The sequence below is a fragment of the Pantoea sp. BS_8 genome (assembly GCF_041954965.1).
Lineage (GTDB): Bacteria > Pseudomonadota > Gammaproteobacteria > Enterobacterales > Enterobacteriaceae > Pantoea > Pantoea stewartii.
The window spans coordinates 129,535-154,503 of sequence record NZ_JAVAXU010000004.1; the positions used below are offsets into that span (position 1 = coordinate 129,535).

Here is a 24,969-nt window from a genome sequence, read left to right on the forward strand (position 1 = left end):
GCACAAAAAAGAAAAAACCCGGCATTTCGCCGGGTTACATTCGTTTTAGATCGTTACGGCGCGTGATTAACGCATTATCCGTTCGCCACGTGAAACACCGACGATGCCGGAGCGCGCGACTTCTACAATTTCAGCCACTTCGCGTACCGTGCTTAAGAATGCATCCAGCTTATCGCTGGTGCCTGCCAGCTGAACCGTGTAAAGCGAAGGCGTCACATCAATAATCTGGCCCCGGAAAATTTCTGCGCTGCGCTTTACCTCTTCGCGGCCATAACCTGTCGCCTGAATTTTCACCAGCATAATTTCACGTTCGACGTAAGCGCCCTGCCCTAACTCGGTCACACGCAAAACATCGACCAGTTTGTGCAGCTGTTTCTCAATCTGCTCCAGGACTTTCTGGTCGCCAACAGTCTGAATCGTCATGCGTGACAGCGTAGGATCGTCCGTGGGCGCAACCGTCAGGCTCTCAATGTTGTAGCCACGCTGTGAAAACAGGCCAACAACACGAGACAATGCGCCGGATTCGTTTTCCAGCAAAACCGATAAAATGCGACGCATAATTAAGTCCTCTCCGTTTTGCTCAACCACATCTCATCCATACTGCCACCGCGAATCTGCATCGGGTAAACATGCTCACTGCCGTCAACGTTAACATCAACAAACACCAGTCGTCCTTTTGCCAGAGTTTCCAGTGCCAGCGTCAGCTTCTCTTCCAGCTCCGCAGGATGACTGATGGCAATGCCTACGTGACCATAGGCCTCCGCCAGGCGAACGAAATCAGGCAATGATTCCATATAAGACTGAGAATGGCGGCCAGAGTAAATCATGTCCTGCCACTGTTTCACCATGCCCAGGAAACGGTTGTTCAGGTTCAGCACTAATACCGGCAGATCATACTGGAGCGCGGTCGAAAGCTCCTGAATGTTCATCTGAATACTGCCATCGCCCGTCACGCAAATCACGGTTTCGTCAGGCAGCGCCATTTTGACACCCAGCGCGGCAGGCAGGCCGAAGCCCATGGTGCCGAGGCCACCAGAGTTAATCCAGCGACGGGGTTTATCAAAGGTGTAGTAGAGCGCGGCAAACATCTGATGCTGCCCTACGTCCGATGTCACGTAAGCATCACCATTAGTAAGACGGCAGATGGTTTCGATCACGGCCTGGGGTTTGATTTTGTCACTGGTACGATCGTAGGCAAGGCACTGACGTCCGCGCCAGGTCTCAATCGACTGCCACCAGTCACGCAGACTGTCTAACTGCTGCTTCGCCTCCGTGTGATCAAGCAGTTCCAGCATCTGCTGTAACGTCTGTTTTGCATCGCCCACAATCGGAATATCCGCGGAGACCGTTTTGGAAATCGACGTCGGATCGATATCAATATGCATCACGGTGGCGTTCGGGCAGTATTTTGCCAGATTGTTGGTGGTGCGATCGTCAAAACGTACACCAACGCCGAAGATCAAATCGGCATTATGCATCGTCATATTCGCTTCGTAAGTGCCGTGCATACCGAGCATACCTACGCACTGGCGATGGCTGCCAGGGAACGCACCCAGCCCCATCAGTGAAGTCGTGACCGGAATATTCAGGCGCTCAGCCAGCTGCAACAGCTCGGCTTCACACGACGACGTAATGGCACCGCCGCCGGCATAGATAACCGGCTTATGCGCCGCCAGTAAGGTTTGTAACGCACGCTTAATCTGGCCTTTATGGCCCTGAATTGTCGGATTATACGAGCGCATGCTCACTTCCTGCGGATAGTGATAAGGCAGCTTATTCGCAAGATTAAGGATATCTTTTGGCAGATCGATAACCACCGGTCCCGGGCGACCGCTGGATGCCAGCCAGAAAGCTTTTTTCAGTACCGTCGGGATCTCTTCGGTGTTTTTCACCAGAAAACTGTGTTTCACCACCGGGCGGGAAATCCCCACCATGTCACATTCCTGGAAGGCATCATAACCAATCAGCGAAGACGGCACCTGACCCGACAGAATGACTAACGGAATAGAATCCATATAGGCGGTCGCGATACCGGTGATCGCATTGGTTGCACCCGGCCCGGACGTCACCAGCACCACACCGACTTCACCGGTTGCGCGTGCCAGACCATCGGCCATGTGGACCGCACCCTGCTCGTGGCGGACCAGAACATGGTCGATGCCCCCCACAGTTTGCAGTGCATCATAGATATCGAGTACTGCGCCACCCGGATAACCGAACACTTGCTTCACGCCCTGGTCGATCAACGACCGGACGACCATTTCGGCTCCTGACAACATCTCCATTTTCTGCCTCCCGGCTTGAGGAACTGAATCCACTGGCGACGGCTTTTCCGCTAGCCATATGCATCCTGCCCTGTTTCGCCAATTAAAATCAAAACCTTATGTTTTTGCTAAGACCGCAGAACTCATTTCTGCGATCCAGATACAGAGAATTCTGCTGGGTTAATTTTTCTAAGAGTAGGTCGATTACCATAACCGTAGAAAAACGGGCTGGCAAACGCCAAACGCATTTGATGAAAGGCGGCGGGATTCAAAGCCTCTGCCCGCCAACTTTTGCCTGCGATTATTAAACTAAATACGTTCAATAATGGCAGAGGAAAATGCTGTGAATGATATTTTTTGTAGCCATATCTAAGAAATAAAAAAAACCTATGACGGACGGACTCAGCCAGCCATCTTTTCCTCATGCGTTTTTATGGCGTAATTATCTTATAAAAATTTAAAGCGCATGAGATTATGCTGCCTGAGATGGCCTGATTATGGATAAAGCGATACTGGAATATTAATTTATCATTATATTTCATCACCTTAAAAAGCAGCCTTTCTTCTGCAACCCCGTATCAGCAGTAATGAACGTCATGGGTTCTGTCCGCCTCGTTTAATACTCTGTGAGCGTCAAAAATGTCAGAACATTTTTCTTTGTGGCGGCTGAAAATAACCCTTCGCTTATGGTTGACATCGATTGTTGATTCCAGTACCAATAGATGCAGCAAAAAATTCACGGGGTTTGAAACATGTCACGTTCTTTTCGTCTATCAGGTCTACTACTTATCGCAAATTCTCTGCGCGGTAGACTTGTGGGCGAAATCAAACACTGATTCGAACCTGCTAAAAGTTAAAAACCCGCGCCTGTCGCGGGTTTTTTTATGCTCGTTGCAAGGCAAGAAACGCAAAAGGATGAACACGATGAGCCAGCAAGTTATTATTTTCGATACCACTCTGCGTGATGGTGAACAGGCCTTACAGGCCAGCCTGAGTGTGAAAGAAAAACTGCAGATTGCGTTAGCGCTGGAACGTATGGGCGTTGATGTGATGGAAGTCGGCTTCCCCGTCTCGTCACCAGGTGATTTTGAATCCGTACAAACCATTGCGCGTACTATTAAAAACAGTCGGGTTTGCGGCCTGGCGCGCTGCGTTGAGCAGGACATTGATGCCGCCTACGAATCATTGCGGGTTGCCGAGGCCTTCCGCATCCATACCTTTATTGCCACCTCGCCGATGCATATCGCCACGAAACTGCGCAGCACCTTACCCGAGGTAATTGAGCGGGCGGTGCGCATGGTAAAACGTGCCCGTAACTATACGGACGATGTTGAATTCTCCTGTGAAGACGGTGGTCGTACGCCCATTGACGACCTGTGCCGCATGGTCGAAGCCGCCATAAATGCGGGCGCAACCACCATCAATATCCCTGATACCGTTGGCTATACCCTGCCGAATGAATACGCCAACATTATCAGCCAGTTAATCAACCGCGTACCGAATATCGACAAAGCGATTCTGTCTGTGCACACACACGACGATTTAGGCATGGCCACCGGCAATGCGATTGCAGCGGTGCAGGCCGGGGCGCGTCAGGTGGAAGGGACATTGAACGGCCTGGGTGAACGTGCCGGTAACTGTGCGCTGGAAGAAGTGATCATGGCGATTAAAACCCGCCAGCAGATCATGAATGTCCATACCAACATTCACCATCATGAAATTTATCGTACCAGCCAGATGATAAGCCAGATCTGCAATATGCCGATTCCGGCCAACAAAGCGGTTGTCGGATCGAACGCGTTTGCCCACTCGTCGGGCATTCATCAGGACGGCGTGATTAAGAATCGTGAAAACTATGAAATCCTGACGCCAGAATCCATTGGCCTGCATAAAATTCAGCTTAATCTGACATCCCGTTCCGGTCGTGCAGCGGTAAAACATCGCATGGAAGAGATGGGCTACACAGAGAGCGAATACAATCTGGATTCCCTGTATGACGCTTTCCTGAAACTGGCGGACAAGAAAGGTCAGGTTTTTGACTACGACCTGGAAGCGCTGGCTTTCATCGACAAACAAAACGAAGAGCCTGAATTTTTCCAACTGAATGATTTTACTGTGCAGTCAGGCTCCAGTATTACGGCGACCGCGTCGGTCAATCTGGGCTGTGGCGAACAGACGAAATCAGAAGCGGCGACCGGGAACGGTCCGGTTGATGCGGTTTATCAGGCCATTAACCGAATTACCCAGTTCAATGCCGAGCTGGTTAATTACAAGCTGACGGCAAAAGGCCACGGCGAAAATGCCCTGGGCCAGGTCGATATTGTGGTGAGCTACAACAACCGCAAATTCCACGGCGTTGGTCTGGCAACAGATATCGTCGAATCGTCTGCCAAAGCGATGGTGAACGCCTTAAACAACATCTGGCGAGCCAAACAGGTCGAGAAAGAGTTACAGCGCAAGTCTAAAGATCAGAAGGAAACGGTGTAATCATGTCAAACTCTTCACATATCTCAGTACTGGCGGGCGACGGTATCGGCCCGGAAGTGATGGCGCAGGCTATCAAGGTATTAGATGCCGTTCGTCAGCGCTTTAATCTGCGTATTACCACCAGCGAATACGATGTGGGCGGCATCGCGATTGACCGCCATGGTGAACCGCTCCCCCCGGCCACTGTAGCCGGTTGTGAGCAGGCTAATGCGATTCTGTTCGGTTCCGTGGGCGGGCCAAAATGGGAACACCTGCCCCCGGCTTCCCAGCCCGAACGTGGCGCGCTGCTTCCCCTGCGTAAGCATTTTAAACTGTTCAGTAACCTGCGCCCGGCGGCGCTGTACAGCGGTCTCGAAGCGTTTTGTCCACTGCGCAGCGATATCGCGGCACGCGGTTTCGACATTCTGTGTGTCCGTGAACTGACCGGCGGCATCTATTTTGGTCAGCCGAAAGGACGTGAAGGCAGCGGTCCGCATGAACGCGCGTTTGATACCGAAGTCTACCATCGCTTTGAAATCGAACGTATTGCACGTCAGGCTTTCGAGTCCGCTCGCAAGCGCCGCAACAAAGTGACCTCCGTGGATAAAGCCAACGTACTGCAAACCTCGGTCATGTGGCGCGAGATCGTCAACGAGATTGCGAAAGATTATCCCGATGTGCAGTTGAGCCATATGTACATCGACAATGCCACCATGCAGCTGATTAAAGATCCTTCTCAGTTCGACGTGCTGCTGTGCTCAAACCTGTTTGGCGACATTCTGTCAGACGAGTGCGCGATGATCACCGGTTCTATGGGCATGCTGCCCTCAGCCAGCCTGAGCGAAGACGGCTTTGGCCTCTACGAACCGGCTGGCGGCTCCGCACCGGATATCGCCGGGCAGAACATTGCCAACCCGATTGCTCAGATTTTGTCGCTGTCACTGCTGCTGCGCTACAGCCTGAACGCCGATGAGGCCGCTGCCAGTATTGAACGCGCCATCAGCCGTGCGTTAGCCGAAGGTTACCGCACCAAAGATTTAGCCGGTGATGGCCCTGCGATTAGCACCGATGAGATGGGCAGCATCATTGCTCGCTTTGTCGCCGAGGAAAAATAATAAAATGAAAACTTTATACCAGAAGTTATTTGATGCACATGTCGTTCACGAAGCGCCGAATGAAACGCCGCTGCTCTATATTGACCGTCACCTGATTCATGAGGTGACCTCACCGCAGGCGTTTGATGGCTTGCGGGCGCACGGTCGTAAAGTGCGCCAGCCGTCGAAAACCTTCGCCACCATGGATCACAACGTTTCTACCCAGACCAAAGATATTCATGCCTCGGGTGAAATGGCCCGTATTCAGATGCAGGAGCTGATCAAGAACTGTGCGGAATTTGGCGTGCAGTTATATGACCTGAATCACCCGTTCCAGGGCATCGTGCACGTCATCGGTCCGGAACAAGGCATGACCTTACCGGGCATGACCATTGTCTGCGGTGACTCGCACACGGCTACACACGGCGCTTTTGGCTCGCTGGCCTTCGGTATCGGTACCTCTGAAGTCGAGCATGTTTTTGCCACCCAAACCCTGAAACAGGGCCGTGCTAAAACCATGAAGATTGAAGTGACAGGTACGGTTGCCCCGGGCATTACGGCGAAAGACATCGTGCTGGCCATTATCGGCAAAACCGGCAGCGCGGGCGGTACCGGCCATGTTGTCGAATTCTGTGGTTCCGCGATCGAAGCGCTGAGCATGGAAGGCCGCATGACGCTGTGTAACATGGCTATCGAGATGGGCGCAAAAGCCGGTCTGGTGGCCCCCGATGAAACCACCTTCGCCTACCTGAAAGGACGTCAGTTTTCACCGGAAGGTGAGAAATGGGCGCAGGCCGTTGAATACTGGCGCACGCTGAAGTCCGATCCGGACGCGAAATTTGACCGCGTCGTGACGCTGCGTGCAGAAGAGATCGCCCCGCAGGTTACCTGGGGAACGAACCCTGGGCAGGTTATCGCGGTGGATGCGCAGATTCCCGACCCGGCCTCGTTTGCGGATCCCGTGGAGCGGGCATCCGCAGAGAAGGCGCTGGCTTATATGAACCTGCAACCCGGTATCAAACTGACCGACGTCAGCATCGATAAAGTCTTTATTGGTTCCTGCACTAACTCGCGCATTGAAGATCTGCGCGCCGCCGCCGCGATTGCCAAAGGGCGTAAAGTTGCGCCGGGCGTTCAGGCTCTGGTGGTGCCAGGTTCAGGCCCGGTTAAAGCCCAGGCCGAAGCCGAAGGGCTGGATAAGATCTTTATTGAGGCCGGATTTGAATGGCGCCTGCCTGGCTGCTCCATGTGTCTGGCGATGAATAACGACCGCCTGAATCCCGGCGAGCGTTGTGCTTCAACCAGTAACCGTAACTTCGAAGGCCGCCAGGGCCGTGGCGGACGGACACATTTGGTCAGCCCGGCGATGGCCGCTGCTGCTGCCGTTAATGGCCATTTCGCTGATATTCGCAGCCTGACATAAGGACTCCATCATGGCAGAAAAATTTACGCAACATACGGGTTTGGTGGTGCCACTGGATGCCGCTAACGTCGACACCGACGCCATCATTCCAAAGCAGTTTTTGCAGAAAGTGACGCGTGTTGGTTTCGGTGCGCATCTGTTTAACGACTGGCGTTTCCTGGACGATCACGGCCTGGAGCCCAATCCGGATTTCGTGCTCAATTTCCCGGAGTACAAAGGGGCGTCCATCCTGCTGGCACGTGAAAACTTTGGCTGTGGTTCGTCACGTGAGCATGCGCCATGGGCACTAACCGATTACGGTTTTAAAGTCGTCATCGCGCCGAGCTTTGCCGATATTTTTTATGGCAACAGCTTTAATAACCAACTGCTGCCGGTCACGTTGACTGAGGAGCAGGTAGACGAATTGTTTACCCTGGTAAAAGCCCGTCCGGGCATCCGCTTCGAAGTGGATCTGGAAGCGCAGGTGGTTAAAGCCGGCGACAAGACCTACAGCTTTAAGATTGATGATTTCCGTCGCCACTGCATGCTGAACGGACTGGACAGCATCGGCCTGACGCTGCAGCACGAAAGCGCGATTTCAGCTTACGAAAATAACCAGCCCGCCTTTATGCGCTAAGCTTCGTTATCACCGTATGGCCCGGTCTGCTGACCGGGCTTTTTTTTGCCCTGCGCATCTCACAGGCGCGGATCACGCCTCTTTGACTCTTCTGATCATCACCAACGTAACCAGCGAAATCGCTGCAATCACCCAGTACACACTGCCGTGCCCAAAATGTTCAACCAGCGCACCCTGACATAGCCCCGCCAGGATAATCCCGGTCGAAATGCTGTTAGTAAACAGGGTGGTGGCCGCGCCCGCCCGTCCAGGCATCAGATCCTGAAACCACAACATGCCAATGCCTGCGACCACGCCGATAAACAGGGCGTTAAACACCTGCAGGATCAGCAGCGCCAGATGGCTGTGAAACAGGATAAGGCCGCTGTAGAACACGACGGCAGCAGCCACGGCGGCGGCCATCATATTCCGCTTGCCCCATCGTTTGGCGTAAAAGCCCGCCACGATCATGACCGGGATCTCCAGCCCGGCAGCCGTACCCATTAAGATTCCGGCCAGATTTTCAGGTAAGCCCAGATCCGTACTGATCCATAACGGCATGTCGATGATATACATGGTGTTGCAGGTCCACATCAGCGTCGATGCGGCAAACAAAATACGCACATCACGAATACGCCAGCCACTCAGCGGAATTCCGCCTGACTGCATCAGGGACGCGGTGCGCGGCACCGAGGGCACCGTGAACCAGATCAGCAGAAAACAGAGAAAAAACAGCCCGGCGGCCACGCTGAACAACGTGACAAAGCCAAAATTCAGCGCCAGCGCAAATGACAATGGCGGGCCAATCACCCAGGCCAGCGAGACCTGAGCACGCATGACAGAGCTGAACATCACCACTTCGCGCGAAGCACTGTCGGCATATTCACGCGCCAGGGCAAAAAGCTGCGGCATGGCGACATTCGCCAGCGACGACAGCAGTACGCCCAGCGTTATCAGCGTCAGATAATGGCGGGTAAAGGCGAACAGGAGCGCGTTTGCCAATGCCAGCATGCAGCACAGCAAGATGATATTGCGGCGATCGCCGACCCGGTCGGAACGTTTTGCGATCATCATGCTCACCACAATCCCGGCAACGGCATTGAGGGTAAAAAACAGCCCAACCCACAGCGGCGGCACCTGCACTTCTCGCGATAAAAACAGGCTCAGCGTCGGTGCCTGAAGCGCGCCCGCTACGCCGAGGATAAAGGCGGTCACCATAAAAGCGAAAAACACTGGATTGAAACGGCGCGAGAATGCTAACAAAGATTTCATGCCTTATCCCTGACAGAACAACAATAGAAACGGGAAGCGTGTCCCCCGACCATAACCTGCAACGTAAAAAAAACCAGCAGAATAACTCTGCTGGCAAAATCGTAGCACACTACTCAGAAGGGACGGGCATCGCTGCCGTCCATGTCAGAGCGCCATCCATCGCTGAATGCCTCCCGCTCTTCCAATGCGAGAAAGTTTGCCTCTAAAATAGGGCAGGAAAAACAGAGCAGGTTTCAGAGGGAGTTCCTCTTTTATGTCGTCATCACGTCTGAAGCAGCAGTTCATTCGTCTGTGGCAGAGCTGTCAGGGGCAATCGCAGGAAACCACCCTGGGTGAGCTGGCCGACGCCCTGCACTGTTCACGTCGCCATATGCGGAACCTGCTTAACAGGATGCAGGAAGCCGGCTGGCTCACCTGGCAGGCGGAGGCCGGACGGGGCAAGCGATCCGTGCTCACCTTCTGCTACACCGGACTAACCCTGCAGCAGCAGCGCGCTGAAGACCTGCTGGAACAGGATCGTATTGATCAACTGGTGCAGCTTGTCGGCGATAAAGATCAGGTCAGACAGATGATCAGCGCGCATCTGGGCCGCAGTTTCCGGCAGGGAAAACATATTCTTCGCGTCCTCTACTACCGCCCTCTGCTCAATCTGCTGCCTGGATCGCCCCTGCGTCGGTCAGAAACCCATATCGCTCGCCAGATTTTTAGCGGTCTGACACGCATAAATGAGGAAAAGGGGGAAATCGAAGCCGATATCGCTCATCACTGGCAGCAACATTCGGATCGACACTGGCGCTTTTATTTACGTCCGGCTATCCGTTTCCATCATGGCCGGGAACTCGACATGGACGATGTGATTGCCAGCCTTGAGCGCCTGCGCCAGCATCCGCTGTTTTGCCATCTTCAGCGACTTGACTCCCCTGCCCCCTGGACGCTGGATATCTATTTAGATCAGCCCGACAGCTGGCTACCCTGGCTGTTGGGCAGCGTCAGCGCCATGATTCTGCCGCGCGAGTGGCCCGATATGCGCGATTTTGCCCGTCAGCCCATAGGGACAGGGCCCTATCGGGTCATCCGCAATCAGCAAAGTCAGCTGAAGATCGAAGCCTTCGACGACTACTTTGGCTATCGCGCCTTGATCGATGACGTGTCGGTATGGGTGCTGCCCGAGATCAGTGACGAAGTGGTTTATGCCGGTGTTCGCCTGCAGGGCGAACAGGCCGATGAGAAACAGGAAGAGAGTCGGCTTGAAGAGGGCTGCTACTTTTTACTGTTTGACCAGCGCTCCGCGAAGGCAGGCGAACCGGGCATTCGACGCTGGCTTAGCTTCCTGCTTAACCCCATTGCCTTACTGAACAATGCGGATCTGGGCTACCAGCGTTACTGGTTTCCTGCTTACGGCCTGCTGCCCCGCTGGCACCACCGGCGTGATTTGACACCGGTAGAAAAACCCGCAGGCCTGACACACCTGACGCTGACCGTTTATAACCAGCACATTGAGCACGTCAGTATCACCGATGCCTTGCGTCCACTACTGGCGCAACACGACGTGACGCTGGACGTGCGTGAGGTCAGTTATGAATCCTGGCATCAGGGCACAGGTGAAAGCGATATCTGGCTCGGCAGCGTCAACTTTACCCTGCCCCTGGACTATTCTCTGTTTGCGCTGTTATACGAAGTCCCGTTGTTGCAGCACTGCCTGCCGGTGAACTGGCAGCAGGATGCTGCGCGCTGGCGTAAGAAAACGCTCCCCCTTGCTGAATGGGCGAAAGAGCTGGTTGAAAGCAACTGGCTTCATCCGTTGTTTCATCACTGGCTGCTGCTGGAAGGCCAGCGCAGTATGCGCGGGGTACGGATGAATACGCTGGGGTGGTTTGACTTTAAATCCGCCTGGTTTGCACCGCCCACGCTGTGATCCTTTCCCGGCGGGCATTAAATGACTAGAATGTGACGTTCTCAACGGGGTGCCTCTTTCCATCATGTCAGAGCGCTGAGATATACCCGTCGAACCTGAATCGGTTAATGCCGACGTAGGGATTTGAGAGGCAACTTTGCTCAGATCCTTTGCGACTCAACCCTGCCGCTATAGGAGCGCAAAGTGTTAAAAAACGTCCTGCCCGTGCTGCTGTTACTCTCTGCCCCGGTCTTCGCGGCCAAACCTGTCCTGACGGTTTACACCTATGATTCGTTTTCCGCTGACTGGGGACCCGGTCCGGCCGTTAAAAAAGCCTTTGAAACCCAGTGCGGTTGCGAACTGAAATATGTGGCCCTGGAAGACGGGGTTTCGCTGCTGAATCGCGTCCGTCTGGAAGGCAAGAACAGCAAGGCCGATGTGGTCTTAGGGCTGGATAACAACCTCCTGCAGGCCGCGCAACAAACCGGGCTGTTTGCCAAAAGCGACGTTGATACCGGTAAATTGCAGGTTCCCGGCGGCTGGAAGGACACCACCTTTGTGCCCTTCGATTACGGCTACTTCGCGTTCGTCTATAACAAAAACACGCTGAAAAATCCACCAAAGAGCCTGAAAGAACTGGTCGAAAGCCCCGAAAAATGGCGCGTGATTTATGAAGATCCCCGCACCAGCACGCCGGGCCTTGGCCTGCTGCTGTGGATGCAAAAAGTCTACGGAGACAAGGCGCCTGAAGCCTGGCAAAAGCTGGCAAAGAAAACCGTCACGGTGACCAAAGGGTGGAGTGAAGCCTACGGTCTGTTTCTGAAAGGCGAGAGCGATCTGGTGTTGAGCTATACCACGTCGCCGGCTTATCACATTATTGAAGAGAAGAAGGATAACTATGCCGCGGCACCGTTTGCCGAAGGCAACTATCTGCAGGTGGAAGTGGCAGCCCGCCTGGCTAACAGCAAACAACCAAAACTGGCAGAGCAGTTTATGCAGTTCATGGTCACGCCCGCTTTCCAGAATACGATTCCAACCGGCAACTGGATGTACCCGGTGATCAAAACCGACCTGCCTGCAGGCTTTGCTTCACTCAGCGTGCCGAAAACGGCATTACAGTTTTCGCCTGAAGCCGTCGCCAGCCACCGTTCACAATGGGTCAGCCAATGGCAACGCGCCGTGAGTCGCTGATCCCCTTCTGGCTGATTCCGGGTTCACTCGCCACGTTGCTGCTTTGCAGCGTGGCGTTGTCAGCTTTTGCTGCACTGTGGATGGCGGCCCCGGCGACCGACTGGCGCGCGGTTCTGCAGGATACCTATCTGCATCATGTGATTGGCTTTTCATTTACGCAGGCACTGCTCTCCGCCCTGCTCTCTTTGCTGCCGGCCATTCCGCTGTCCCGGGCTCTCTATCGACGCCGTTTTCCTGGCCGTCAGGGATTATTACGCCTGTGCGCCATGACGCTGGTCTTGCCGGTGCTGGTCGCGGTATTTGGTCTGCTCACTGTCTATGGTCGGGTGGGCTGGCTGGCCCGCCTTTGCGCCTGGCTTGGCGTGGACTATCACTTCTCGCCTTACGGGCTTCAGGGCATTTTACTGGCCCATGTTTTTTTCAACCTGCCGCTGGCCACGCGCCTGATGCTGCAGGCGCTGGAAAGCATTCCGGCCGAACAGCGTCAGCTTGCTGCACAGCTGAATATCCGTGGCTGGCATCACTTTCGGCTCCTTGAATGGCCGTGGCTACGTCGCCAGTTACTGCCTACCGGTGCGTTGATTTTCATGCTCTGCTTCGCCAGTTTTGCCACGGTGCTTTCACTGGGTGGCGGGCCGCGGGCCACCACTATCGAACTGGCCATTTTTCAGGCTTTAAGTTACGACTACGATCCGGGACGCGCCGCACTCCTGGCGTTGATTCAGCTTTGCTGCTGCCTGGTATTGGTGCTTCTCAGTCAGCGCTTCAGTCACGCCATTCCCGCTGGCAACACGCAGCGCCAGGGCTGGCGCGATCCGCAGGATTCCGTGCTGGCGCGCATCAGCGACATTGCTCTCATCGGTTTAGCCTTGCTGTTACTGCTACCGCCCCTGATCGCAGTGATTATTAATGGCCTGGACGGCGGACTGCGTGGCGCCTTGCAACAACCGGCGTTGTGGCAGGCAACATTCACCTCACTGCGCATCGCCCTGGGCGCTGGCGTGCTGTGCGTGTTACTGACGACCATGCTGCTCTGGAGCAGCCGCGAACTGCGCCTGCGCCAGCGTAAACTTGCCGCACAATTTATGGACACCAGCGGCATGCTGATTCTGGCCATGCCGGGTATCGTGCTGGCAACCGGCTTTTTCCTGCTGCTGAATGCCACTACAGGGCTGCCCGATGCGGCGGATGGCGTAGTGATGTTCGCCAATGCACTGATCGCCATTCCCTATGCCCTGAAAGTGCTGGAAAACCCGATGCGGGATATCGCAGAACGCTACAACCACCTGTGCGGCGCATTAGGGATCAGCGGATGGAACCGCCTGACGCTGATAGAACTCCGTGCACTGAAGCGGCCACTGGCACAGGCGCTGGCGTTTGCCTGCGTACTGTCAATTGGAGACTTTGGCGTCGTGGCGCTGTTCGGTAACGCCGATTTCCGTACGCTGCCTTTCTACCTCTATCAGCAGATTGGTGCCTATCGCGGGGCCGACGGAGCCGTTACCGCATTACTGTTGCTGGTGCTCTGCCTGTCTCTGTTTACTCTGATGGAAAAATTACCGGGTCGCCATGCTGACACTGAATAATCTGACTTACCTGTATCAGCATTTGCCGATGCGTTTTTCCCTTCACGCCGGGCGCAGCGAACGGCTGGCGATTCTTGGTCCAAGCGGCGCGGGTAAGAGTACGTTGTTAAATCTGATTGCCGGCTTTCTGCCCGTCAGCCAGGGCAGTCTGATGATGGATGGCGTCGATCATACCCACAGCGTGCCCGCTCAGCGCCCGGTATCGATGCTGTTTCAGGAAAACAACCTGTTTCCGCATCTCAGCGTGGAACAGAATCTGGGGCTGGGCTTACATCCCGGGCTCAGGCTGACTGCGGACCAGCGTCAGCAGGTAGCCACCATTGCACAGCAGGTCGGGCTCAGTGAGATGCTGTCGCGCCTGCCAGGCCAGCTCTCAGGTGGACAACGTCAGCGCGTAGCGCTGGCACGCTGCCTGCTGCGCGAGCGGCCGGTATTACTGCTGGATGAACCTTTCTCGGCGCTTGATCCGGCACTGCGTGGCGAGATGCTCAACCTGGTGCGTACCGTCTGCGAAGCCCGTGAAATCACATTACTTATGGTGTCGCACAGTCTTGAAGATGCGCAGCAGATTGCGCCACGCAGCGTGGTGGTGGTAGATGGACGGGTTTACTGGGATGGCGCAACGGACCGGCTGCTGTCAGGGGACGTGCGGGAAGCCGATGTGCTCGGCATCCCACGTCGTTAACCGATAAAGACCTGCCACAGCAGGTGGCGGAAAACTGGCATCATCGGGTGAAACTGAATACCGACGAAGGCCGCAACGGCCACGACCAGGCCCAGTGGCGCGAGCCATCGCAGTCGTTCAGGCGGCAAATACGCGGTGGCCCAGTCGCGGGTCTTTTCACCGCGCCACCAGCGCCAGCACAGCCAGCATCCCAGCCACACCACAAGGGCAACGGCAACCAGCAGCCAGATAAAGTGACCGCCCTGGGCTTCTTTCGGGACATCAATCGCCACGCCTGCCAGAATCCCCGGCAACAGATAAAGCGGGGGCCATAAGATACAGCCGATCAGATTGGGGGGCAGAAACTTGCGTACCGGCAATTCCAGCATACCTGCCGCCAGCGGGATCAGCGGGCGAGTGGGTCCCACAAAACGGCCGACCAGAATGGTAAACATGCTGTGCTGATACAGCGCATGTTCGGTTTTATCCAGCAGCCCTTTGTATTTTTGCAGGTATTTCCAGCGATGAAGCGGCCCCTGAAATTTCCAGCCAATCCCGTAAGAAACCCAGTCGCCAAGCAGACAACCGACGAAGCCAGCGGCCCAGGCGGGATACAAACCGATCTGCCCACTGCCCACCAGCGCGCCAAGGCTCGCCATCATCACGGTGCCGGGGAGCAGCAGCCCCACAAACGCCAGTGACTCCAGAAACGTCACCAGCGCCACGGCAAACAGCGCCCACTCCAGCGACTGTGTAATCAGGTGTTGAACCCAGGCTTCCATATCAATCCTCAGAAAAAGCAGAAGGCTGGATTGTCCAGAGCAGACATCACAGCGTCAAGGCAAGAATTGTAGGCCAATATTGACAAAACGCACCGGGAGACACTGTATAAATATCCATGTTATACTTTTTAACCGCATGTCCGATTCGCTATCAGCCTGGAGAATACGTGAATAAGCCCCGCGCAGGGTTTCTGCTGAGCCGTCACTGGCGCGATACGCCGCAAGGCACCGAAATTACGCTCTGGCTGGCCACCGATGACGGTGCTCAGCGCGTCGTGCTGCCCGTGCAGGAATCGGTGACATTTATTCCCTGCGAGTACCAGGCGCAGGTCGAAACGCTGCTACAGGACGAGCGCCAGGTGCGCATGCAGCCTCTCCAGTTAACCGATTTTCGCCGCCGGCCGGTATTTGGCCTTTACTGCCGCCAGCATCGCCAGCTTCAGTGGATTGAAAAGAAACTGCGCGAAAACGGCATTCCCCTTTACGAATCCGATATTCGTCCGCCTGAACGCTATCTGATGGAACGGTTTATCACCGCGCCCGTGTGGTTCGATGGTGACGCGCAGGGCGATGCGCTGGTTAACGCCCGGCTCAAACCGCATCCTGACTACCGCCCACCGCTGAAATGGGTCTCTCTGGATATCGAAACCACCCAGCATGGCGAGCTTTACTGCATTGGCCTTGAAGGCTGCGGCCAGCGTCAGGTTTACATGCTGGGACCGCCTAACGGCGATGCCAGCGCACTGGATTTCGAACTCATTTACCTGGAAACCCGCCCTCAACTGCTGGAGGCGCTCAATCGCTGGTTTGCCGACCACGACCCCGATGTGGTGATCGGCTGGAACGTGGTGCAGTTTGACCTGCGCGTTCTGCAGAAACATGCCGACCGCTATGGCATTCCGTTACGCCTGGGCCGCCAGCAGGCTGTACTGGAATGGCGTGAGCACGGTTTTAAACCCGGCGTGTTTTTTGCCCAGGCGACAGGTCGGCTGATCATTGACGGTATTGATGCGCTGAAATCCGCCTTCTGGGATTTCCCCTCTTTTAGTCTGGAGTCGGTTTCACAACAACTGCTCGGCGAAGGCAAAGCTATCGATAACCCGTGGCAGCGCATGGAAGAAATCAACTGGCGTTTTGCCAACGATAAACCGGCGCTGGCACGCTATAACCTGAAGGACTGCGAGCTGGTCACACGCATCTTCCATAAAACCGAGATCATGCCGTTTTTGCTGGAGCGCGCCGCCGTTAACGGGCTGGCGGTCGATCGCCACGGCGGCTCTGTGGCGGCCTTCAGCCATCTGTATATTCCCCGCATGCATCGGGTTGGTTTTGTCGCCCCCAATCTCGGCGATGTTGCGCCGGAAGCCAGCCCCGGCGGCTATGTGATGGATTCCCGGCCAGGCCTGTATGATTCCGTATTGGTGCTGGATTACAAAAGTCTTTATCCCTCGATTATCCGCACCTTTCTGATCGATCCCGTCGGCCTCATCGAAGGGCTGGCGCACCCAACGGATGCGGATTCGGTGCCCGGCTTTCGTGAGGCGCGCTTCTCACGCGAAACGCATTGCCTGCCCGCGATTGTGGAACAGATTTGGCAGGGGCGCGAAACCGCGAAAAAACAGGGCAATAAGCCCCTGTCGCAGGCCCTGAAAATCATTATGAATGCGTTTTATGGCGTGCTGGGCACCAGCGCCTGCCGCTTTTTTGATCCTCGCCTGGCCTCGTCGATTACGCTGCGCGGTCATGCCATTATGCAGCAAACCCGCGAGCTTATTGAAGCCGAAGGCTATGATGTGATCTATGGCGATACGGATTCTACCTTTGTCTGGCTGAAGTCCGCCCGGGATGAAGCCGAGGCGGAAGCAACAGGCCGCGCACTGGCCGCGAAGGTCAATGACTGGTGGCGTGAACATCTCCAGCAGCAATATGGCCTGACGAGCGCACTCGAACTGGAATATGAAAATCACTTTTGCCGTTTCCTGATGCCAACCATTCGCGGTGCCGAACAGGGCAGTAAGAAACGCTACGCGGGATTAATTCGTGAAGGCGACAGTGAACGTATGGTGTTTAAAGGGCTGGAGTCCGTCCGAACCGACTGGACGCCACTGGCGCAGCAGTTTCAGCAGGAACTCTACAGCCGGATATTTCATCGTCAGCCCTGGGAAGAGTACGTCCGCACAACCGTAACACAGTTGCTGGCGGGCGAACTGGACGATCAGCTCATTTATAAGAAACGCCTGCGTCGTCCGCTGAAGGAGTATGAACGCAATGTGCCGCCTCACGTGCGCGCCGCCCGTCTGGCGGATGAACACAACCGTAAACTGGGTCGGCCGCTGCAATATCAGACCGGTGGCCGCATTCGCTATGTGATAGCGACGGGCGGCCCCGAACCCGTTGAAGCCCGGACCACGCCGCTCGACTACGATCACTACGTCACGAAACAGCTGCAACCTGTTGCCGAAGGCATTTTGCCTTTCGTCGAGGGTGACTTTGCTACACTGATTACCGGGCAACTGGGGCTTTTTTGACAGGTGACGAATGCCCTGCCATCCAGTACCATAACGCCCTTCCTCAAAACTCACCGCTCTGACATACGCACCAGGCCCCTTTTGCCTGGTTGACATGCTATTGCCTGAGAATGGGGAACACCTTCAAAAACGTTAAAAATTCGAGCAAAAATTATATGGTTTTTACATTAGGTCAGCGTTGGATTAGTGATACAGAAAGTGAACTGGGATTAGGTACCGTGGTGGCGATCGATACTCGCATGATCACGCTGCTCTTCCCGGCCACAGGGGAAAATCGCCTCTACGCTCGCAGCGACTCGCCCGTCACCCGCGTGATTTTTAACCCGGGCGATACCGTGACCAGCCATGAGGGCTGGCAAATGCGGGTGGATGAAGTCCGTAATGACAATGACCTGATAACCTATATCGGTACGCGCCTGGATACTGAAGAAACCAACGTGATGCTGCGTGAAGTCATGCTCGACAGCAAACTGGTGTTCAGCAAGCCCCAGGATCGTCTGTTCGCTGGCCAGCTCGATCGCATGGATCGCTTCGCCCTGCGTTTTCGTGCGCGTAAATATCAAAGTGAACAGTACCGCCTGCCCGTCAGTGGCCTGCGTGGGATGCGTACCAACCTGATTCCTCACCAGTTGCATATCGCCCATGATGTGGGCCGTCGCCATGCACCGCGCGTTCTGCTGGCGGATGAAGTGGGTCTGGGTAAAACCATCGAAGCCGGTATGATCATTCAGCAGCAGCTGTTGGCTGGCCGCGCTGAGCGCGTACTGATTGTGGTACCAGAAACGCTGCAACATCAGTGGCTGGTTGAAATGCTGCGCCGCTTCAACCTGCGCTTTGCGCTGTTCGATGACGATCGTTACGCCGAAGCCCAGCACGACAGCGACAATGCCTTCGACACGGAACAACTGATTATCTGTTCGCTGGACTTTGTTCGTCGCAATAAGCTGCGTCTTGATAAGCTGGCCGACGCGGACTGGGATCTCCTGGTGGTCGATGAAGCGCATCACCTGGCCTGGTCTGAAGGTGAGCCAAGTCGTGAATATCAGGTCATTGAAAAGCTCGCCGAAAACACACCAGGCGTCCTGCTACTGACCGCCACGCCAGAACAACTGGGCATGGAAAGCCACTTCGCACGCCTGCGCCTGCTCGATCCCGATCGTTTCCACGACTTCGCCGCCTTCGTCGAAGAGCAACAGCATTTCCGTCCGATTGCCGATGCGGTCACCTCCCTGCTGGCGGATAATCCCATCTCGCAAGACGAGATGAATATGATTAATGAGCTGGTTGGCGAGCAGGATATCGAACCGCTGCTACAGGTCGCCAACAGTGACCGCGAGGGCAAACAAGAGGCGCGCCAGGAACTCATTTCCATGCTGATGGATCGCCACGGCACCAGCCGCGTGTTGTTCCGTAACACCCGTAACGGCGTGAAGGGCTTCCCGAAACGGGAATTGCATACCATTCGCCTGCCGTTGCCGGCTCAGTACCAGACGGCCATCAAAGTTTCCAGCATCATGGGCGCGCGTAAAAGCGCCGAAGAACGCGCGCGCGACCTGCTCTATCCGGAGCAGATTTATCAAGAGTTTGAAGGCGACACCGGCACCTGGTGGAACTTCGATCCACGTGTAGAATGGCTTATGGGCTATCTGACCAGCAACCGTAAAGAGAAGGTGCTGGTGATTTGCGCGCAGGCCGCAACCGCTCTGCAACTGGAGCAGGTATTACGCGAGCGTGAAGGTATCCGTGCCGCCGTGTTCCACGAAGGGCTGTCGATTATTGAACGCGATCGGGCTGCGGCCTGGTTTGCCTCAGAAGAAAACGGCGCACAGATTCTGCTGTGTTCAGAAATCGGCTCTGAAGGCCGTAACTTCCAGTTCGCCAGCCGCCTGGTTATGTTCGATCTGCCGTTTAACCCGGACCTGCTGGAGCAGCGCATCGGTCGTCTGGATCGTATCGGTCAGGCGCATGACATTCAGATTCTGGTGCCATGGCTGGAAAAAACCGCTCAGGCGGTCCTGCTGCGCTGGTATCACGAAGGGCTGGATGCCTTTGAGCACACCTGTCCGACCGGCAGAACCCTCTATAACAGCGTGCACGCTGAACTGATTAATTATCTGGCTGCGCCGGAAAACAGTGAAGGCTTTGATGACTTTATTGACGCCTGCCGTAAACAGCATGACGCGCTGAAATCTCAGCTTGAACAAGGTCGGGATCGGTTACTGGAGCTGAACTCGAACGGTGGCGACGCCGCGCAGATGCTGGCGAATACCATTGCCGAGCAGGATAACGACACCGAGCTGGTCAACTTTGCCCTGAATCTGTTTGATATCGTGGGCATCAATCAGGAAGATCGTAGCGATAACCTGATTGTGCTGACGCCGTCAGATCATATGTTAGTCCCGGATTTCCCGGGCTTACCTGAAGACGGCTGCACCATCACGTTCAACCGCGATCAGGCCCTGTCGCGTGAAGATACCCAGTTTATTACCTGGGAACATCCGCTGATCCGTAACGGCCTGGATCTGATCCTATCGGGCGACACGGGCAGTTGTGCGCTGTCGCTGCTGAAGAATAAGGCATTGCCTGTCGGCACGCTGCTGGTAGAACTGATTTACGTGGTGGAATCTCAGGCACCTAAGCATCTGCAGTTAACCCGTTTCCTGCCGCCAACGCCTGTGCGTTTGCTGTTAGATCGCAAGGGCACTAACCTGGCAGGTAAAGTGGAGTTCGAGAGCTTCAACCGTCAGTTGAATGCGGTCAACCGCCATACAGGCAGTAAGCTGGTGAACGCCGTTCAGCAGGATGTTCACGCTATTCTTACCCTGGCGGAAAAAGAAGTCGTCAGTGAAGCACGTGCCATAATCGATACGGCACGGCGCGAAGCGAGTGAAAAGCTGGGTGCCGAGTTATCGCGTCTGGAAGCCCTGAAAGCCGTCAACCCCAATATTCGTGACGATGAAGTTGACGCGCTGGAAAGCAATCGCGAGCAGGTGCTGGAAAGTCTGGATGAAGCCACCTGGCGCCTGGATGCGCTGCGTCTGATTGTGGTTACGCATCAGTAAGTTCAGGGCCGCAAGGCCCTCTTTTTTGGAATAATGTATGGAACCCTATAATCCGCCGCTTGAGCCCTGGCTGCACATTCTCTATCAGGATGCGCACATCATGGTGGTGAATAAGCCCAGCGGCCTGCTTTCCGTGCCGGGTCGACTTGAGGCGCACAAAGACAGCGTGATGACGCGGATCCAGCGGGATTATCCTGAAGCCGAATCGGTGCATCGGCTGGATATGGCCACCAGCGGCGTGATTGTCGTCGCACTGACGAAAGCCGCTGAGCGTGAACTAAAACGTCAGTTTCGCGAGCGCGAACCCGCCAAAACCTATGTCGCTCAGGTCTGGGGACATCCGGCAGAGGAAAAAGGCCTGGTGGATTTGCCCTTGATTTGTGACTGGCCCAACCGGCCAAAACAGAAAGTGTGTTTTGAGACGGGTAAGTCGGCACAAACCGAGTATCAGGTGGTGGAATATCGGGACGATAACAGCGCACGCGTCACGTTGAAGCCCATTACCGGCCGTTCGCACCAGTTGCGCGTGCATATGCTGGCGCTGGGCCATCCGATACTTGGGGACGGGTTTTATGCTCACCCGGAAGCCAGGGCAATGGCAAGCCGGCTTCTGCTGCATGCCGAATCGCTGACCATCACGCATCCTGCGTTTGGCAGTGCGATGACCTTCAAGCAGCCCGCCGATTTCTGACCGGCCCGTTTATGACTCGCGCGCCCCGCGGATGAATCACCGGGGCGCACGCCGCTTACTTAAAGCCTTTTTCTTTGCGAATCAGATCGTAAGCCGACTGAATGTCCTGCGCTTTCTGTTTGGCCATTTCCATCATTTCTGGCGGTAACCCTTTTGCCACCAGCTTATCGGGATGGTGCTCACTCATCAGTTTGCGATAGGCTCGCTTGATGGTAGTGGCATCATCACTGCTTTTCACGCCCAGCACATTACAGGCATCGTCCAGCGTAGGACCGCGTTGTGCCTGCTGGAAACCGCCTTGAGAATAACTGCGGCCGCCGCCAAACTGCTGGCCGCCTTCCATCATGCGCAGAAACTGATCGAACTGGCTGTGTGAAATGCCCAACTCTTCACCAATAACGTACAGGACCTGACGTTCGTTGGGATGCAGTGTGCCGTCGGCAAACGCAGCCTGAATCTGAATTTCCAGAAACATCCGAATCAGGTCAAAACGACCAAAGCAGGCACTGCGTAATTCGCGCAGTTTGGTCCGCAACGGATATTCGCCCTGTTTGCCCTCACGAAAAGCACGTTGTGCGGCAGTACGCGCCTCACCGTGAAGCTGCATGCGGTCCATAAACAGAGACGCAATCTGGATGTCCGCTTCCGTTACGCGCCCTTTCGATTTGGTTAAATGCCCCATCACCTGAAACGTGGTGCTGAAAAACAGTGACTGTCGGGTCTGGGTGTTTGAAAAGTACGCCTTGCTTTGTGCGCCGCGAACCTTGTCAAATCCATGCCCAATGATCAGGCCGATTACAATTCCCCAAAAGCCCGCGCCAGACAATAATCCCAGCACCAGACCTATAACTTTTCCCCAGTAGCGCATAAACTCCTCAATTCGCCATGCTTACGGCTGAAAATTGCATTATCATACCTGTCATTTATCTCAGCGCCTAACGGCAGCGCGGACAGAAAAGGATTAACACTGGCGCAACGCCAGGCAGTGCGTTAGTCTCTGACCCGATTGTCGGCATGATGCCAGTTTTCATGGAATTCTCGATACCGCGTATGAAAAAACGTATACCTACTCTGCTGGCCACCCTGATCGGCGCAGCCATTAGCCAGCAAGCCTTCGCCGACGATTTAATGTCGCAGTGTATGTTAGGCGTGCCGAGTTATAATCGCCCTCTGGTCAATGGCGATCCCAATCAGTTGCCCGTTACTATTCACTCGGATTCCGTGAAAGGCAACTATCCTGATGATGCCATTTTCAAAGGTGATGTAGACGTCAGCCAGGGCAACAGCCGCATGCTGGCTGATGAAGTGCAACTTCACCAACGCCAGCCAGAAGGTCAGACGACGCCCGTCCGGACCGTCGATGCGCTAGGTAATGTGCACTACGACGATAATCAGGTCATCCTGAAAGGTCCGAAAGCCTGGTCGAATCTTAACACCAAAGATACTAACGTCTGGGACGGTGATTATCAGATGGTCGGCCGCCAGGGGCGGGGTACAGGCGATCAAATGAAGCTGCGTGGACAAAACCGTTACACCATCATGGAAAACGGCACCTTCACGTCCTGTCTGCCCGGCAGTAACAGCTGGAGCGTGGCGGGGTCCGAAATCATTCAGGATCGCCAGGAAGAAGTGGCAGAGATCTGGAACGCGCGCTTTAAGCTTGGCCCGGTTCCGGTGTTTTACAGCCCGTATCTGCAGTTGCCGCTGGGCGATCGGCGCCGCTCAGGCTTCCTGATCCCTAATGCCAAATACGGCAGCAGTAACGGTTTCGAGTTTATTCTGCCTTACTACTGGAACATCGCGCCTCAGGCCGATGCCACCATTACGCCGCACTATATGAGTAAACGTGGTCTGCAATTGCAGAACGAATTCCGTTACCTCACAGAAGCGGGCGCAGGCCTGGTCGAATTTGACTATCTGGCGTCGGATAAGCAGTACGACAATGATAAAGCGTTACGTCAAATCGCGCAGAACGACAGTTCTGATCGCTGGTTGTTTTACTGGCGTCATGCCGGTGTATATGACCAGCACTGGCGCTTTAACGCCGACTATACCAAAGTCAGCGATCCATTCTATTTCAACGATTTGACGTCACCCTATTACACGTCCACCGACGGCTATGCCTCACAGAAATTCAGCGTCGGTTATGCGGATACTAACTGGGACGCAACCCTGTCGACCAAAGATTTCCAGATTTTTGGTAATACCAGTAACAGCAATGTCTATCGTGCCTTCCCGCAACTTGACCTGAACTGGTACCAGAACGATGTCGGTCCGTTCGACACGCGGGTCTATGCTCAGGCTGTGAAATTTGTCAATGTAAACAGCAAGTTCCCTGAAACCACGCGTTTACATGTTGAACCTACGCTCGATCTGCCGTTATCAAACAGCTGGGCCAGCCTGGATACTGAAGCCAAATTTCTGGCCACGCACTATCAGCAAAAAGATGTTGATTACTACAACGCTAACTTTGCCCCCACCAGCACTACCAGCGGTGTCCTGAAAGACTCCGTCAACCGCACATTACCGCAGTTTAAAGTTGATGGGCGCATGGTATTTGATCGTGATATGGACTGGGCACAGGGTTACACCCAAACGCTGGAGCCAAGGGTTCAGTACCTGTATATCCCGTATCGGGACCAGAGCGACATCTATCCTTACGACTCCACGCTGCTGCAAACGGACTACACCGGCCTGTTCCGCGATCGCTCTTACAGCGGTCTGGATCGCATCGCCTCAGCGAACCAGGTCGCGACCGGTGTGACTACACGAATTTATGATAATGATCTGGTTGAACGTTTTAACGTTTCTGTGGGTCAAATCTATTCGTTCACGCCTTCGCGTACAGGCGTTAACCAGACCAATAAAGATGACGATACCGGCAGTCTTCTTTGGGCCGGGGATACGTACTGGAAGATCAGCGAACGCTGGGGCGTGCGTGGCGGGCTGCAATACGATACCCGCCTGAATAACGTGGCGCAGGGCAATACCGTGCTGGAATACCGTCGTGATGCTGACCGTATGGTGCAGTTGAGCTACCGTTACAGCAGCCCGGAGTATGTTGCTTCTGCGCTTAACGACAGCTCACTGGTGAATAACCCGATTTATAAAAACGGGATTTCACAGGTTGGCACCACGGCAAGTTGGCCAATTCATGATGCCTGGTCGGTGGTTGGCGCGTATTACTACGATACGCGCAATAATCGCCCGGCATCACAGCTGGTTGGCCTGCAGTACAGCTCGTGTTGCTACGCGATTCGTCTGGGATATGAACGTAAAATCAACGGTTGGGAAAACAACGACAGTAAGTACGACAACCAAATCTCATTCAACATTGAGTTACGTGGCCTGAGCTCGAATTATGGCCTGGGCACTGGCCAGATGCTGAGTCAGGGGATCATCCCTTACCAGCGTGCATTCTGATGTTGTGATGTTTGACAGGCAATCCCGCAGTGCG

17 protein-coding genes and 1 riboswitch are annotated in these 24,969 nt (G+C 54.9%); of the genes, 12 read left to right on the top strand and 5 right to left on the bottom strand.

Annotated features, from left to right (window positions below; translation table 11 throughout):
* Positions 1 to 66 precede the first annotated feature (66 nt).
* On the bottom strand, positions 67 to 558 hold the full coding sequence (gene ilvN, locus RAC65_RS10990) for an acetolactate synthase small subunit (RefSeq protein ID WP_006117664.1): 492 nt from the start codon (positions 556 to 558) through the stop codon (positions 67 to 69).
* 2 nt (positions 559 to 560) lie between these two features.
* A complete protein-coding gene (ilvI, locus tag RAC65_RS10995) occupies positions 561 to 2,285 on the bottom strand; it encodes an acetolactate synthase 3 large subunit (protein WP_058702062.1) in 1,725 nt (574 codons plus the stop codon).
* 903 nt (positions 2,286 to 3,188) lie between these two features.
* Between ilvI and leuA the strand changes: the two genes are divergently transcribed.
* From leuA to leuD, 4 genes are read left to right on the top strand one after another with little or no spacing between them, the layout of a single operon-like run.
* Positions 3,189 to 4,751 (top strand): 2-isopropylmalate synthase, encoded by a 1,563-nt coding sequence (leuA, locus tag RAC65_RS11000; RefSeq protein ID WP_006117662.1) that lies wholly within the window; start codon positions 3,189 to 3,191, stop codon positions 4,749 to 4,751.
* 2 nt (positions 4,752 to 4,753) lie between these two features.
* Positions 4,754 to 5,845, top strand: coding sequence for a 3-isopropylmalate dehydrogenase (gene leuB / locus RAC65_RS11005; RefSeq protein WP_375096697.1), 1,092 nt, complete (start codon positions 4,754 to 4,756; stop codon positions 5,843 to 5,845).
* Positions 5,846 to 5,849: 4 nt separating this feature from the next.
* Positions 5,850 to 7,247 (top strand): 3-isopropylmalate dehydratase large subunit, encoded by a 1,398-nt coding sequence (gene leuC / locus RAC65_RS11010; RefSeq protein ID WP_006117660.1) that lies wholly within the window; start codon positions 5,850 to 5,852, stop codon positions 7,245 to 7,247.
* Between the two features lie 10 nt (positions 7,248 to 7,257).
* The gene (gene leuD / locus RAC65_RS11015) at positions 7,258 to 7,863 is read left to right on the top strand and encodes a 3-isopropylmalate dehydratase small subunit (protein WP_033740246.1); all 606 of its coding nucleotides are present in this window, start codon (positions 7,258 to 7,260) and stop codon (positions 7,861 to 7,863) included.
* Positions 7,864 to 7,935: 72 nt separating this feature from the next.
* Here leuD and RAC65_RS11020 read toward each other — a convergent pair whose 3' ends face one another.
* The gene (locus RAC65_RS11020; RefSeq protein WP_033740244.1) at positions 7,936 to 9,114 is read right to left on the bottom strand and encodes an MFS transporter; all 1,179 of its coding nucleotides are present in this window, start codon (positions 9,112 to 9,114) and stop codon (positions 7,936 to 7,938) included.
* A gap of 253 nt (positions 9,115 to 9,367) precedes the next feature.
* On the opposite strand from RAC65_RS11020, the gene sgrR reads away from it, so the two are divergent.
* The 4 genes from sgrR to thiQ all read left to right on the top strand — a co-directional run bounded on the left by sgrR (position 9,368) and on the right by thiQ (position 14,470).
* On the top strand, positions 9,368 to 11,029 hold the full coding sequence (gene sgrR / locus RAC65_RS11025) for an HTH-type transcriptional regulator SgrR (RefSeq protein WP_375096698.1): 1,662 nt from the start codon (positions 9,368 to 9,370) through the stop codon (positions 11,027 to 11,029).
* Between the two features lie 35 nt (positions 11,030 to 11,064).
* Positions 11,065 to 11,169: riboswitch (TPP riboswitch) on the top strand.
* A 43-nt stretch (positions 11,170 to 11,212) separates the two neighbouring features.
* Positions 11,213 to 12,199 carry a thiamine ABC transporter substrate binding subunit gene (gene thiB, locus RAC65_RS11030; protein ID WP_039339092.1) on the top strand — a complete coding sequence of 329 codons (987 nt, stop codon included), beginning with the start codon at positions 11,213 to 11,215 and terminating at the stop codon, positions 12,197 to 12,199.
* The gene (gene thiP, locus RAC65_RS11035; RefSeq protein WP_133745526.1) at positions 12,175 to 13,785 is read left to right on the top strand and encodes a thiamine/thiamine pyrophosphate ABC transporter permease ThiP; all 1,611 of its coding nucleotides are present in this window, start codon (positions 12,175 to 12,177) and stop codon (positions 13,783 to 13,785) included. The genes thiB and thiP overlap by 25 nt, the downstream gene beginning before the upstream one ends.
* Entirely contained in the window at positions 13,769 to 14,470 is a 702-nt protein-coding gene (gene thiQ / locus RAC65_RS11040; protein WP_375096699.1) for a thiamine ABC transporter ATP-binding protein ThiQ, read from the top strand. Before thiP ends, thiQ begins: the two co-directional genes overlap by 17 nt.
* Here the strand turns inward: thiQ and RAC65_RS11045 are convergent.
* Entirely contained in the window at positions 14,467 to 15,231 is a 765-nt protein-coding gene (locus RAC65_RS11045; RefSeq protein WP_006117654.1) for a DedA family protein, read from the bottom strand. The two genes, thiQ and RAC65_RS11045, sit on opposite strands and share 4 nt — an antisense overlap.
* A gap of 167 nt (positions 15,232 to 15,398) precedes the next feature.
* Between RAC65_RS11045 and polB the strand changes: the two genes are divergently transcribed.
* The 3 genes from polB to rluA all read left to right on the top strand — a co-directional run bounded on the left by polB (position 15,399) and on the right by rluA (position 21,512).
* Positions 15,399 to 17,759: a DNA polymerase II gene (polB, locus tag RAC65_RS11050; RefSeq protein ID WP_033740235.1), complete on the top strand. Its 2,361-nt coding sequence runs from the start codon at positions 15,399 to 15,401 to the stop codon at positions 17,757 to 17,759.
* A 155-nt stretch (positions 17,760 to 17,914) separates the two neighbouring features.
* Positions 17,915 to 20,821, top strand: coding sequence for an RNA polymerase-associated protein RapA (gene rapA / locus RAC65_RS11055; RefSeq protein WP_375096700.1), 2,907 nt, complete (start codon positions 17,915 to 17,917; stop codon positions 20,819 to 20,821).
* 37 nt (positions 20,822 to 20,858) lie between these two features.
* Positions 20,859 to 21,512, top strand: a complete 654-nt coding sequence (gene rluA / locus RAC65_RS11060) for a bifunctional tRNA pseudouridine(32) synthase/23S rRNA pseudouridine(746) synthase RluA (protein WP_006117651.1) — start codon at positions 20,859 to 20,861, stop codon at positions 21,510 to 21,512.
* 55 nt (positions 21,513 to 21,567) lie between these two features.
* Here rluA and djlA read toward each other — a convergent pair whose 3' ends face one another.
* Complete coding sequence (gene djlA / locus RAC65_RS11065; protein ID WP_006117650.1) at positions 21,568 to 22,380, bottom strand: co-chaperone DjlA; 813 nt, start codon at positions 22,378 to 22,380, stop codon at positions 21,568 to 21,570.
* A gap of 182 nt (positions 22,381 to 22,562) precedes the next feature.
* On the opposite strand from djlA, the gene lptD reads away from it, so the two are divergent.
* The gene (gene lptD / locus RAC65_RS11070; RefSeq protein ID WP_054688462.1) at positions 22,563 to 24,935 is read left to right on the top strand and encodes an LPS assembly protein LptD; all 2,373 of its coding nucleotides are present in this window, start codon (positions 22,563 to 22,565) and stop codon (positions 24,933 to 24,935) included.
* Positions 24,936 to 24,969: the final 34 nt, after the last annotated feature.